Origin of the sequence: Kitasatospora nipponensis, from assembly GCF_039528135.1 — a bacterium.
Lineage (GTDB): Bacteria > Actinomycetota > Actinomycetes > Streptomycetales > Streptomycetaceae > Kitasatospora > Kitasatospora nipponensis.
In genome coordinates this window covers 17076-28589 of the sequence record NZ_BAAALF010000103.1, presented here as the reverse complement: position 1 = coordinate 28589, position 11514 = coordinate 17076, and the positions used below count along the sequence as shown (strand labels likewise).

General features: G+C 75.4%; 15 protein-coding genes. 5 read left to right on the top strand and 10 right to left on the bottom strand.

The window, feature by feature from the left end:
- The coding region (locus ABD323_RS25090) for a TetR family transcriptional regulator (protein ID WP_344444203.1) at window positions 1–505 on the bottom strand (505 nt) is incomplete at its 3' end.
- Window positions 506–674: 169 nt separating this feature from the next.
- On the opposite strand from ABD323_RS25090, the gene ABD323_RS25085 reads away from it, so the two are divergent.
- Window positions 675–1439 (top strand): SDR family NAD(P)-dependent oxidoreductase, encoded by a 765-nt coding sequence (locus ABD323_RS25085; RefSeq protein WP_344444207.1) that lies wholly within the window; start codon window positions 675–677, stop codon window positions 1437–1439.
- A 24-nt stretch (window positions 1440–1463) separates the two neighbouring features.
- On the opposite strand, the gene ABD323_RS25080 is transcribed toward ABD323_RS25085, so the two are convergent.
- From ABD323_RS25080 to ABD323_RS25070, 3 genes are all read right to left on the bottom strand, one after another.
- Window positions 1464–2393 carry a phosphotriesterase family protein gene (locus ABD323_RS25080; RefSeq protein ID WP_344444202.1) on the bottom strand — a complete coding sequence of 310 codons (930 nt, stop codon included), beginning with the start codon at window positions 2391–2393 and terminating at the stop codon, window positions 1464–1466.
- Window positions 2390–2860, bottom strand: a complete 471-nt coding sequence (locus ABD323_RS25075; protein ID WP_344444201.1) for a carboxymuconolactone decarboxylase family protein — start codon at window positions 2858–2860, stop codon at window positions 2390–2392. The genes ABD323_RS25080 and ABD323_RS25075 overlap by 4 nt, the downstream gene beginning before the upstream one ends.
- Window positions 2861–2925: 65 nt before the next feature.
- The gene (locus tag ABD323_RS25070) at window positions 2926–3525 is read right to left on the bottom strand and encodes a DUF4865 family protein (RefSeq protein WP_344444200.1); all 600 of its coding nucleotides are present in this window, start codon (window positions 3523–3525) and stop codon (window positions 2926–2928) included.
- 275 nt (window positions 3526–3800) lie between these two features.
- Between ABD323_RS25070 and ABD323_RS25065 the strand changes: the two genes are divergently transcribed.
- The gene (locus ABD323_RS25065; protein ID WP_344444199.1) at window positions 3801–4163 is read left to right on the top strand and encodes a tetratricopeptide repeat protein; all 363 of its coding nucleotides are present in this window, start codon (window positions 3801–3803) and stop codon (window positions 4161–4163) included.
- Between the two features lie 109 nt (window positions 4164–4272).
- On the opposite strand, the gene ABD323_RS25060 is transcribed toward ABD323_RS25065, so the two are convergent.
- Window positions 4273–4941, bottom strand: coding sequence for a LysE family transporter (locus ABD323_RS25060; protein ID WP_344444198.1), 669 nt, complete (start codon window positions 4939–4941; stop codon window positions 4273–4275).
- A gap of 272 nt (window positions 4942–5213) precedes the next feature.
- On the opposite strand from ABD323_RS25060, the gene ABD323_RS25055 reads away from it, so the two are divergent.
- Entirely contained in the window at window positions 5214–5750 is a 537-nt protein-coding gene (locus ABD323_RS25055; RefSeq protein WP_344444206.1) for a DUF4240 domain-containing protein, read from the top strand.
- A 46-nt stretch (window positions 5751–5796) separates the two neighbouring features.
- Window positions 5797–6393 carry an HD domain-containing protein gene (locus ABD323_RS25050; RefSeq protein ID WP_344444197.1) on the top strand — a complete coding sequence of 199 codons (597 nt, stop codon included), beginning with the start codon at window positions 5797–5799 and terminating at the stop codon, window positions 6391–6393.
- A 75-nt stretch (window positions 6394–6468) separates the two neighbouring features.
- On the opposite strand, the gene ABD323_RS25045 is transcribed toward ABD323_RS25050, so the two are convergent.
- The 5 genes from ABD323_RS25045 to ABD323_RS25025 form a co-directional block, all read right to left on the bottom strand.
- Entirely contained in the window at window positions 6469–7761 is a 1293-nt protein-coding gene (locus ABD323_RS25045; protein ID WP_344444196.1) for an RNA polymerase sigma factor, read from the bottom strand.
- A 14-nt stretch (window positions 7762–7775) separates the two neighbouring features.
- The gene (locus ABD323_RS25040) at window positions 7776–8129 is read right to left on the bottom strand and encodes a YciI family protein (RefSeq protein WP_344444195.1); all 354 of its coding nucleotides are present in this window, start codon (window positions 8127–8129) and stop codon (window positions 7776–7778) included.
- A 99-nt stretch (window positions 8130–8228) separates the two neighbouring features.
- A complete protein-coding gene (locus ABD323_RS25035) occupies window positions 8229–9539 on the bottom strand; it encodes an MFS transporter (protein WP_344444194.1) in 1311 nt (436 codons plus the stop codon).
- Entirely contained in the window at window positions 9536–10207 is a 672-nt protein-coding gene (locus tag ABD323_RS25030) for an ArsR/SmtB family transcription factor (protein WP_344444193.1), read from the bottom strand. The genes ABD323_RS25035 and ABD323_RS25030 overlap by 4 nt, the downstream gene beginning before the upstream one ends.
- Before the next feature lie 106 nt (window positions 10208–10313).
- A complete protein-coding gene (locus tag ABD323_RS25025; RefSeq protein WP_344444192.1) occupies window positions 10314–10649 on the bottom strand; it encodes a UBP-type zinc finger domain-containing protein in 336 nt (111 codons plus the stop codon).
- A gap of 164 nt (window positions 10650–10813) precedes the next feature.
- Between ABD323_RS25025 and ABD323_RS25020 the strand changes: the two genes are divergently transcribed.
- A complete protein-coding gene (locus tag ABD323_RS25020; RefSeq protein ID WP_344444191.1) occupies window positions 10814–11458 on the top strand; it encodes a dihydrofolate reductase family protein in 645 nt (214 codons plus the stop codon).
- Window positions 11459–11514 lie beyond the last annotated feature (56 nt).

The following is an 11514-nucleotide window of genomic DNA, read 5'->3' as shown; positions in this document are numbered from 1 at the left end:
CCCGCGCGCCCGGGTGGGCGGCCGCGCCGCCGCCCGCGGCGAGCCGCACCTCCAGCGGGTCGGCCGCCGGCCCGCAGCGCCGGGCCAGCACCTCGACCAGCGCGTCCTCGGAGTCCTGGTGCACCGCCTGCCAGACCCTGCGCAGGCCCGGGTCGTTGAGCAGGGCGCGGGTCCAGCGCAGCCCCTCGCCCGTCTCGGCGTCGGCCGGCGTGAGCGCCTCCCGGGCCGCCCGCTCCAGGACCTGCGGCACCGGCAGGCCCGCCGGCCCGGCCGCCGTCAACGCCACCCAGCGCTGCCCGCCGGCCGCGAGCAGCGGGGTGACGGCCTCCTCCTTGGTTCGGAAGTACCGGTAGAAGGTCCGCAGCGCGACGCCGCTGGCGCGGGCGATGTCCTCGGCGGTGGTGGCCTCCGCGCCGTGTTCGGCGAAGAGCGCGGCGGCCGTGGTGGCGATCTCCAGCTGGGTCTCGGCCCGGCGGCGGTCGGTCAGCGAGGGGCGGTCGGTCATGCCGTCCACGCTACGCCACCCCCTGCCCGGTCGGCGCTTCCTGCCGTCTTGTCACACCCAGTCCCATTGGCACTCTCAGCCAGAGTGGCACAACGTGCCATCCAGGCGTACCGTGGACGGCGCGCTCCGCACCGCGGTGGAGCGCGGCACAGACGAACGGAGCTCCACCATGCAGCGCTTCACCGGACGCCGGGTCCTGATCACCGGCGGCGGCTCGGGCATCGGCCGGGCCACCGTGCACCGGATCCTCGCCGAGGGCGGCCTGGTCGTCGCGGCCGACGTCAACGCCGAGGGCCTGGCGGGCACCGCCGAGCAGGCCGACGCCGAGGGCACCGCGGAGCGGCTGACCACCACCGTGCTGGACGTCTCCGACGAGGACGCGGTCCGCGCCGGGGTGGCCGCCGCCGTCCAGGCGCTCGGCGGGCTGGACGTCCTGGTCAACGCCGCCGGCATCCTGCGCTCCTCGCACACCCACGAGACCAGCCTGGAGTTCTGGAACCTGCTGCTGCGGGTCAACCTCACCGGCACCTTCCTGATGACCCGCGAGGCACTGCCCGCGCTGCTCGCCACCGGCTCCGGCGTGGTGGTCAACTTCAGCTCCACCTCGGCGAGTTTCGCGCACCCCTACATGGCCGCCTACGCCGCGACCAAGGGCGGCATCCAGTCCTTCACGCACGCCATCGCGCAGGAGTACTCCAAGCAGGGCCTGCGCGCGGTCTGCGTGGCACCCGGCAGCATCGACAGCGGCATGACCAACAACCCCGGCCTGCCCGCCGATGCCGACTTCGGCCTGCTCGCCAAGCTCGCCCCCGCCCTCGGCCAGGGCTTCGCCGGGCCGCAGACGGTGGCCGGCGTGATCGCGATGCTGGCCAGCGAGGACGGCGCCTTCGTCACCGGCACCGAGATCCGGATCGACGGCGGCACCCACATGTGACGATCCGTTGCGAGCCGCCGGGTTCTAGGGCCACTCCACGGCGAAGGCCCGGGAGGGGTTCTGACGCAGGATCAGATCGGTCTGGTCCGGGCCGAGTTCGCGCAGCAGGCGCGGGCGCAGGCCGGTCAGCAGGAAGGGGACGCCCGGACCGCCGGCGGCCGCGCGGGCACCGGCGGTGGTGGTGTCGCCGCCCAGCAGCAGGCGCTCGCCGTGGCCGTCCCCGGCCAGCGCCGCCAGGGTGTCCAGCAGGCGCCAGTCGGTGGCGTGGTTGGCCCGTGACGGCCCGTCGAAGACCAGGTACGCGCCGGACTCGGCGAGTTCGCGGTGCAGGCGGGGGTCCGGGAAGCGGTTGAGGTGGCCGAGCAGCAGGCTGCGCGGGGCGACGCCGAGCCGCCCGCAGAGCAGGTCCAGCACGTCGCGCGCGGCGGTGCCCAGCTCGTGGTGGACGGCGATCGGCGCGCCGGTGGCGTGGTGCGCCTCGGCGGCGGCCGCCATGGTGCGGCGGGCGTGCGCGTCCAGGCCGTGGTAACCGCCGGCCACCTTGATCAGCCCGGCCCGGGGGGCGACCGCCGGGGACGAGGACGGCGCCGGGTCGGCGCCCTGGATCCCCTCGGTCAGCTCGGCCACGAAGAGGGCGGCGAGGTCGTCGGGCAGCGCGGCCGCGCCGTAGTGCGCGGCCTGGTGCAGGCCGGTGGCGGCCACCAGGTGGACGCCGCCGGCCCGCGACAGCCCCGGCAGGGCGGCGGCGCGCCGGCCCAGCCCGTACGGGGTCCACTGGACCAGCGCCTGCCCGCCCGCCGCGCGGAACACCGCCAGCTCGGCGGCGGCCGCCGCCGGATCGTCCAACTCCTGGCCGGGCAGCAGGGCGCTGCGCAGGAAGAGGTGGTCGTGCGCGTCCGTGACGCCCAGCTCGGCCGGGTCGAGGTCGCCGAGCACCGTGCGGATCAGGCTCATCGGGCGGCCTCGTCCTGCTCGTCGAGCGCCTGGAAGGTCGCCGCCACCACCCGCAGGGCGGCCAGCGCCTTCGGCGTACCGATGTAGGGCGCGAGGTGGACGAAGACCTCGACGATCTGCTCGCGGGTCAGCCCGACCCGCAGGCTGCTGCGGATGTGCCCGGTCAGCTGCGGGTCCACGCCGCCGAGCGTGCCGAGCGTGGCCAGGTTGAGCAGTTGGCGGTCGCGCAGGTCCAGGCCCGGGCGCTGGTAGGTGCCGCCGAAGAGGCTGGTGACGATCCAGTCCGGGAAGCCCGGGGCGATCCGCTCCAGGCCGGGCAGGGTCGCCTCCCGGGTCGGCCGGTCCTGCAGCTCGTCCAGCAGGCGGTGGCCGGCCGCGCGGTCCAGCACCGCCTCGGTCAGCCCCGCCGGCGGGGCGGCGGCGGTCGCGGGCGTCGTGGGTGTGGTGGGCGTGGTGGGCGTGGTCATGGTTCTCCCTCTCGCGGGGTTGACGGTGTCGGAACTCGCTGTCGGGGCGCCGGGCCGGCGCGACGTCACCAGTGCCGGCCGCGGGGCAGCTGCGCCAGCTCGGGCGTGCTGAGGTGCAGTACCTCGTAGCGGTCCCCGTCCTCGGGCAGCGGTGCGGCCGGGTCGGCCCAGAGGGTGAAGGTCAGCAGCTCCCAGCGGGCGGTGTCGACGGCCAGCGCGGTGCTGTGCACGCCCGCACGCGCGGCCGGCAGCGCGGCCCGCGCGCGCTCGATCGCCTCGGCCGGGTCCTGCCCCGGCGGCACCGGCGTCAGCCGCCGGGTGGCGGCGCGCACCACGTCGGCGGACCCGTCGGCGGCGTGCGCGGGACCGTCCCGGAGCTCCAGGCCCAGCCAGGAGCGGACCTCCGGACGCCCGAAGTCCTCGCTGAGCCCGCGGAAGCCCGCGCCCCACAGGAAGCCGTTCATCCCCTCCGCGGTGCGCCAGAGGTAGCACGGCGCGTACTGGTTGACCGGCGAGCCGGCCGCGCCGCGCTCACGGATCAGGTAGGCCTTGGCACCCAGCCCGGGGAAGGTGTCGAGCAGGTGCCCCCGGTCGGCCACCCGTCGGCGGATGATCCCCATGTCGTAGTCGGCCGGCAGCGTGATCTCGTACTGCATCGCCTGCATGTCCCCGTTCCCCCCTCGGTCCGCTGGGTCCGCCCCGCCGGTGCGGTGCGCCGCGAGCTCACTGTACATACCAGTAGGTACAGGCGCCAGTGGATGACGGAGGCCCCTTCGGGGAACCCGTGCGTGCCCCACCGATCCGACATGTGCACAACAGTTAGGCAACGGTTCCGAAAACGCTGGACAGGGACATGCTGAAGCGGAATAGTGGCGACGGAATAGTTGAATCTTCACGTGTTGTTGTCCTGGTCGGCACCACGAAGAAAGGAGCACCCCTCGTGACGCCCTTCACCGCAGCCGACCCCACCCGTGACACCTCCGCCGACACCTCGGCCGAGGAGTACGCCCGGGCGCAGCTGTTCTTCGACTCCTCCGCGTACGCGGACGCCGCGCTGATCCTGGCCCCGCTGGTCGCCGCGGAGCCGGGCAACCTCGCCGCCCGCCTGCTGCTCGCGCGCAGCTACTACCACTCCGCCCAGCTGAACCGTGCCGCCGCCGAGCTGCACCGGATCCTGGCGCAGGACCCCGCCGAGGACTACGCCCACCTGATGCTCGGCCGCACCCTGCAGCGCCAGGGCCGCCCGGCCGAGGCCCGCTCCCACCTGCGCCTGGCCGCCGCGATGACGGACAGCGCCGCCTGACGCCCCGCCCCCACCGGACCGCCGCCCGCCCGCACCCCCACGCGGGCGGGCGGCTCGCGTCACGGCCCCGGAAGGGACTCCCCCGGGCCGCGGTGCTCGCGGGCCGGGCTCAGAGCACCAGCCGCACGGCGAGGACGGCGATCAGGGTGCTGGAGGCCAGCGCCGTGCCGAGCCGGCCACCGGGGCCGGTGAGGATCCGGCCGAGGACCGCGCCACCGGCCGCCAGCAGCAGCTGCCAGCTCGCCGAGGCGGCGACCGCGGCCGTGCAGAAGGCGAGTGCGGCCAGGGGGCCGGGGCCGCTGCGGGCCTGGCCGCCGAGGACCAGGGCGGCGAAGTAGACGATCGTCGCCGGGTTGAGCAGGGTCAGCCCGAGCAGGCCGAGGTAGGCGCGCCGGGGCGAGGCGGCCAGGCCGGCGGTGGCGGGGGTCGGTCCGGTGGCGGGCGGTCCTGCGGCCGGGGCCGGGGCCGGGTGGGGACGGCGCTCGCGGTGGATGCGCAGCGCCTGCTGGGCGGTGCGCAGCGCCAGGCCGGTCACCACCGTGAAGGCCGTCCAGTGCAGGACGGTCGAGGCCGGGGCGAGCAGCCGGGCGGCGCTCGTGCCGCCCAGGACGGCCGCGACGGCGTAGAGCCCGTCGGCCGTCGCCACGCCGAGCGCGGCGGCCGCGGCGACCCTCCACGAGCTCCGGGCCGTCAGGGCGACCAGCAGGCCCCCGACGGCGCCGACCGGCACCGCGATCCCGTAACCGGCCAGCACGCCCGCGAGCAGGGCCGCCCTCATGGCGCGGCCGGCACGGTCCGTCCTGGCATCGGGCCGGTCCGCTGTCGGCGCGCACCGTCGGCCGGCGAGGGCGAGGCGGGGCGGCGGGCGAGGCGGGGGGCGGTGGTCATGCGGGTCATGGTGCTGGTCCGCTCGCGGGCCGGGCAAGCGGATTTCGCTGCCCGGCGGCACAGCGGGCGGTGGAGCGGCGGACGGACGGCACAGCGGGCGAGCGGGCGGTGCTGTCGGACCGCGGTGGCAGACTGCGCGCCATGGAGAGCGAGCAGTCGGGCATGGACATCGAGCAGTTCTGGCAGTTGATCGAGGACGCCCGCGCCCTGGTACCGGATCCGGCGGACGGGGAGGCGGTGGTGGAGGCGGCCGTCGAACTGCTCACCGGGCGGCCGGCGGCCACGATCGTCGCGGCGCAGCAGCGCCTGTGGGACGTGCTGACGCACTCCTACCGCAGCCCGCTCTGGGCCGCCGGCTACCTGGTCAACGGCGGCTGCTCCGACGACGGTTTCGACTACTTCCGCGGCTGGCTGCTGACCTGCGGCAGCGAGATCGCCGAACGGGCGGTGGCCGATCCGGACTCGCTGGCCGACCTGCCGGTGGTGCGGGCCGCGGCGGCCGACGGCGCGGAACTGGAGTGCCAGGACGCGCTCGGCATCGCCTGGCGCGCCCATCTGGCCGCCACCGGTGCGCAGTTGCCCGCCGGCGCCTTCACCGTCCGCTACCCCGCGCTGGACCCGCGGTGGGACTTCGACTTCGACGACAGCGCCGAGATGAGCCGCCGACTGCCGCGCCTGGCCGCGCTGTTCCTGACCTGACCCCACACCCTCCCGCCACCGCGCCCGCCCCCCGTACGCTGCCCCGGTGACCGCCTCCCCGCGCCTGCTCCGCGCCCTGCACGACACCGGCGACCTCCCGCTGCGACCGCTCCCCGCCCGAGCGGTCGACCTGCTGCAGGCCCTGGCCGCGCCGCCCCGGCTGGCCGCCCACCTGCGCGCGGTGCACGACGTGGCCGCCCAGCTCCTGGACTGGACCGAGCGGCACCGGCCGGCCCTCGCCCCGGACCGCGCGGCCGTCCTCTTCGGCGCGGCCACCCACGACATCGGCAAGATCCTGCACCCCGCCGAACTCCAGGGCCCCGGCTCGGCCCACGAGGAGGCCGGGCGCGCGCTCCTGCTGGCCCACGGGACACCGGCGGAGCTGGCCCGCTTCGCGGGGACCCACGGGAGCTGGCAGAAGCCGGAAGTCGGTCTGAACGACCTCCTGGTGAGCCTGGCCGACACCATCTGGAAGGGCCGGCGGATCGCCGCCCTGGAGGATCTCGTGGTCGCCCGGCTCGCCGCGGCGAGCGGCCGGCCCGGCTGGGAGGAGTTCCTCGCCCTCGACGACCTGCTCACCCGCCTGGGCGACGACGCCCCGGCCCGGTTGGCCTTCCAGGCCTCCCACCCGACGGAGGCCTGAGCCGCCGGCCGGCCGAGCCCGCTTACCGGCCGGACCGGGCCGGACCGGGCCCGGCCGGCCGGGCCTGATCGCTGGTCACCCGTCCGGTGCGAGCTCGCGCGACCTGCGGCGCAGGAAGGCGCGTTCGGCCTCGTTGTCGGTGCGGGCGATCGCCGCCGCGTAGGCCGTCCGGGCCTCGGCCGGCCGGTCCAGGCGCCGGAGCAGGTCCGCGCGGACGGCGTGCAGCAGGTAGTAGGAGTCGAGGTCGAGGTCGTCGACCAGGGCGAGGGCCTGCCGCGGGCCCGCCACCTCCGCCACGGCCACCGCCCGGTTGAGGGCCACCACCGGGCTCGGGGCGAGCGCGAGCAACTGGTCGTACAGCTGCAGGATCTGCCACCAGTCGGTGCGCGAGGCGGTCGGCGCGTCGCTGTGCACCGCGTTGATCGCCGCCTGGACCTGGTACGGCCCCGGCTGGTTGCGGCGCAGGCACTGCCGCACGAGGGCCTGCCCCTCGGCGATCAGCTCGCGGTCCCAGCGGCCGCGGTCCTGGTCGGCGAGCAGGACCAGCTCGCCGGCCGGGGTGACCCGGGCGGCCCGGCGCGACTCGATCAGCAGCATCAGCGCCAGCAGGCCGCGTGCTTCGGGCTCGTCGGGCAGCAGGGCGACCAGCAGCCGGCCGAGCCGGATCGCCTCCGCGCAGAGGTCGGCGCGGACCAGCCTCTCGCCCGCGCTCGCCCGGTGACCCTCGCCGAAGACGAGGTACACGACGGCGAGCACGGCCCGCAGCCGCTCCGGGAGGTCCGCCTCGGCCGGGACCCGGTAGGGCACCGCGGCGTCGCGGATCTTGCCCTTGGCCCGGACCAGCCGCTGGGCCATGGTCGACTCGGTCACCAGGAAGGCGCGGGCGATCTCCCCGGTGGTCAGCCCGCCCAACAGCCGCAGCGTCAGGGCGACCTGGGCCTCCACGGCGAGCGCGGGGTGGCAGCAGGTGAAGATCAGGCGCAGCCGGTCGTCGCGCACGGCACCCTCCTGGACCGGTTCGTCGGCGGCGGTCAGCAGCAGGAGCGCCTGGGTGTGCCGCTCCTCGCGGGTGGCCTCCCGGCGCAGGCGGTCGATGGCCCGGTTGCGGGCGGTCGTGATGATCCAGCCGGCCGGGCTCGGTGGCAGGCCACTGGACGGCCAGCGCTGCACGGCGGCGGTGAACGCGTCCTGGACCGCCTCCTCGGCGGCGTCGATGTCGCCGAGGAGCCGGACCAGGACGCCCCCCGCCCGGCCGTACTCCGCGCGGAAGACGCGCTCGACCTCCGCCTGCGAGGGTGGGAGGCCGGGGCCGGGCGGGCCGGGCGGAGTACGGCCGGGCGGCTCTGGTGTGTCGGGCAGGTCGGACATCGCGCTCGCAGCCGCTAGCTCTCGGCCTCGCCCTGGAAGGGGCGCACCTCGATCGGCAGGGTGCTCGCCCGGGCCGCCCTGCGCCCCCACTCCAGCGCGGCGTCGAGGTCCGGGGCCCGGACGATGCAGATCCCGCCGAGGTACTCCTTGCCCTCGGTGTACGGGCCGTCGGTGACGAGCACGTCGCCGCCCTTGGGCCGCACGACGGTCGCCGTGCTCGGGGCGTGCAGGCCGCCCGCGAAGACCCAGGCGCCGGCGGCCCGCAGCTCCTGGTGGAAGACCTCCAGGTCACGCATGATCTCCGCCAGCGCCTCGGGCGCGGGGGCCTCCCCCTCGGGCTGCATCACGCTGAGCAGGTAGTTCCTCATGGTGTCCTCCTCGGTCGGCGGCCGGCACCGTGCCGGTCTCCCACCTTCTACACGAACGGCGGGGCGCCGGATCGACAGGACGGGACGGTCGTGTCGCGATCAGTGCGCGGTGGGGGCCGGCTGCCCGGCCACGTTCGTCTCCGGCCGGTCCCGGCCGTCCCCGCTCGCCACGACGTCCGAGGCGAGCGAGCGGATCCGCGGGATCGGCGAGGCGAGCAGCCAGAGCACCGAGAGCGTCCCGCCCACGGCCGCGACCAGCAGCGCCGGGCGGATGCCCACGAGGGTGCCGAGCAGACCTCCGAGCAGGGCGCCGGCCGGGCGGATGCCGTAGTTGACGGTGCTGAACGCGCCGGACACCCGGCTCCGCATCCCGTCCGGGATGACCGAGGCCTGCAACGAGTTGAGGTGGATGTCGAAGAGCATCACCCCCGCGCCGCCGAGGAACTCGGCCACCGCGAGGGTGGTGGCGCGGGCCCAGAGCGGGCCCTGGGCCGCGGCGATGAGCGCGATCGGCGCCGGGAAGAGCACCGCGCCCAGCGCGATGGTGCGTCCCACGCCCAGCCGCCGCGACACCCGCGGGGCGAGCACCGCGCCGAGCAGGCCACCGGTGGCGCCGGCCCCCAGGGCCAGACCGATGACGCCCGCGGACAGTCCCAGGGTGCGGCTGGCGAAGAGCACGGTCAGCCCGGCGGCCACGAAGGTGAAGAAGTTCACGGTCGTGCAGCAGCCCAGGGCGCCCCGCAGCACCGGGTGGCGGACCACGAAGGCCAGCCCCTGGCGGGCCCGGGCGAGCATCGCGGGCTGCTTCGTGCCGTCGGAGGCGAGCGGCGGTTCACTGATGGGCAGCCGGCCGACCAGCAGCGCCGAGGCCAGGAAGGAGAGCGCGTCGGTCAGCACCGCGACCGGGGCGCCCAGGAGTTGGACCAGCACGCCACCGATCGCCGGGCCCACCACGTAGGAGGCGGAACGGCTGGCGCTGAGCTTGCTGTTCGCGTCGATGTAGGAGGAGCGCGGCACCAGGTGGGCGAAGAACGGCGAGTAGGCGGAGTTGAAGAGCACCGCCGCGGCGCCGATCACCACGGCGACGGCGTACAGCTGAGCGATCGTCACCGTGCCGAGCAGGTAGCCGACCGGCAGCGTGCCGAGCGCGAGCGCGCGGACCACGTCCGCGACGACCAACAGGCGGCGCTTGCGGCGCTGTTGGTCGACCCAGGCGCCCAGCAGGATCGCCAGCAGGTTCGGGGTCCAGATCAGCGCGGTCAGCAGTGCCACCTGGGCGGCGGAGGCGTGCAGGAGGCCGACGGCCGTCAGCGGGAGCGCCAACTCCGATATCCGGTCGCCGAACTGGGAGATCGACTGGCCGGCCCAGAAGCGCAGGAACGGCCGGTCGCGCCAGAGCGAGGCACTCACGAGGCACCCCCGCCCTGCTGGTCGGGAGCAGCGTCGGCGTCGGTGCCGGCGGCGTCGGTACCAGCGGCGGCGTCTGCATCGGCGTCGGCGGCCTCCGGCAGGACGTACCGCATCAGCCGCACCCCGCGGCTGCCCGCCGGCCGCTCGTCCGGTTCGCGGTTCACGTACGGCGCGAGCACGCGCTCGATCGCCTCCTCGATCCGGGCGAGTTCCTCGGCGGAGACGGTCAGCCGGGTGTTGGCCAGACCGCCGAGCCGGCGCCACTCGGGTTCGAGCCCGGGGCCGACCTCGGTGATCCAGCGCCCGGGCAGGTCGCCGGAGCGCAGGAACATCTGCTGGGCCAGCGCCTGGGCCGCGGATCCGGCCTCGCCGTCGTTGGTGACCTCGAACCGGAAGCCGCGTCCCACCGCCTCCCAGCGCCGCTGGCGGCGGTCGGGGCCGGGCTCGGCGTCGCGCACCAGGCCGAAGCCCGCCAGGTGCCGCAGGTGCCAGCTGGTCACCGTCGGGGTGGCCCCGACGACGGGCGCCAGCCGGGTCGCCGTCGCCGGGCCGTGCCGCTGCAGTTGTTCGAGGATGGCCAGCCGCACGGGGTGCGCGAGCGCGCGCATGGTCTGCGGATCGGTGATCTCGACATCGTTGAGGAGGTTGCTGGGATTCTCCGGGTCCATGATGTGAGAGTTTCCTCTCAGACTATCTGAGAGTCAACCTTTATAATGGATCGTCAGATCCCACCCGGGCCCGGGGGCCGGGCGGAGCGGGGAACAGGCCGAGCGGTCAGTCGGCCGGACGCAGGAAGAGCTCGTCGGCGTAGCACCAGGCCCAGTCCTCGCCGGGTTCCACCGATCGGGCGAGGTCGTGCCCGCCGCCGCGCGCGTGGGCGTGCGCGTGCGCGTGCTGCTTCGGCGAGCTGTCGCAGCAGCCCACATGGCCGCAGGTCAGGCACTCCCGCAGGTGCAGCCAGGTGCTGCCGATGCGCAGGCAGTCGGTGCAGCCGCGCCGCCCGGCCGAAGCGGCCTGGTGGGCCTCGCGGGCCTGACCCAGATGCTCACAGGACCGCTGGACGGTGAGACCCGGATCCTCCGCGACCTGCCATGCGTGCTCCTCGCTCATAGCGCCCACCCTACGCAGGATGCGACGGCACGCAGCCGGAGCGGGACAACCGGGGATCACCCCCATGGCCGCCTGCACCGCCGGATCCGCCGGGCGCGCGATAGCCTCGGACCGCAGTCGCTACGGCCCGCCCGCTCCGCAGAGCCGAACCCGGAGGTCCGCCCGTGTCCCTGGTCCGCGTCCACAACTTCTCGGTCTCGCTCGACGGCTACGGGACCGGCGAGGGACAGAGCATGGAAGCCCCGTTCGGCCACGCCGGCACCCGGCTCCACAGCTGGTTCTTCGGCACCAGGACCTTCCGCCGGATGCTCGGCAAGGAGGGCGGTGACACCGGCGTGGACGACGCGATGGCCCGGGCGTGGAGCGAGGGCATCGGCGCCGAGATCATGGGGCGGAACAAGTTCGGCCCCCAGCGCGGCCCGTGGGAGAACGAGGAGTGGACCGGCTGGTGGGGACCGGACCCGGTCTTCCACACCCCCGTCTTCGTGCTGACCCACCACCCGCGGCCCTCGGTGGTGATGGAGGGCGGCACCACGTTCCACTTCACCGACGCCACCCCGCAGGAGGCGCTCCGCCAGGCCCGGGAGGCGGCCGGCGATCTGGACGTCCGGATCGGTGGCGGGCCGAGCACGATCCGCGACTTCCTGGCCGCCGACCTGATCGACCACCTGCACGTCGTCGTGGTGCCGATCGTCCTCGGACGCGGCGAGCGGCTCTGGGACGGCCTCGAAGGACTCGACGAGCGCTTCCGCATCGAGTCCTTCACCAGCCCCAGCGGGGTCACCCACCTGACCTTCACCCGCCCCTGACGGCGGGAGCTGGAGGCCGCACCCGGGCGCCGGAGGCGGTCTCCGCACCCGGCTCA

Coding starts and splice junctions, on each gene's coding strand:
- ABD323_RS25075 (WP_344444201.1), bottom strand. CDS start 2,860: ATGACCACGCCCACCACGCCCACCACACCCACGACGCCCGCGACCGCC.
- ABD323_RS25085 (WP_344444207.1), top strand. CDS start 675: ATGCAGCGCTTCACCGGACGCCGGGTCCTGATCACCGGCGGCGGCTCG.
- ABD323_RS25045 (WP_344444196.1), bottom strand. CDS start 7,761: ATGTCCGACCTGCCCGACACACCAGAGCCGCCCGGCCGTACTCCGCCC.
- ABD323_RS25055 (WP_344444206.1), top strand. CDS start 5,214: ATGGACATCGAGCAGTTCTGGCAGTTGATCGAGGACGCCCGCGCCCTG.
- ABD323_RS25030 (WP_344444193.1), bottom strand. CDS start 10,207: ATGGACCCGGAGAATCCCAGCAACCTCCTCAACGATGTCGAGATCACC.
- ABD323_RS25070 (WP_344444200.1), bottom strand. CDS start 3,525: ATGCAGGCGATGCAGTACGAGATCACGCTGCCGGCCGACTACGACATG.
- ABD323_RS25040 (WP_344444195.1), bottom strand. CDS start 8,129: ATGAGGAACTACCTGCTCAGCGTGATGCAGCCCGAGGGGGAGGCCCCC.
- ABD323_RS25025 (WP_344444192.1), bottom strand. CDS start 10,649: ATGAGCGAGGAGCACGCATGGCAGGTCGCGGAGGATCCGGGTCTCACC.
- ABD323_RS25060 (WP_344444198.1), bottom strand. CDS start 4,941: ATGAGGGCGGCCCTGCTCGCGGGCGTGCTGGCCGGTTACGGGATCGCG.
- ABD323_RS25080 (WP_344444202.1), bottom strand. CDS start 2,393: ATGAGCCTGATCCGCACGGTGCTCGGCGACCTCGACCCGGCCGAGCTG.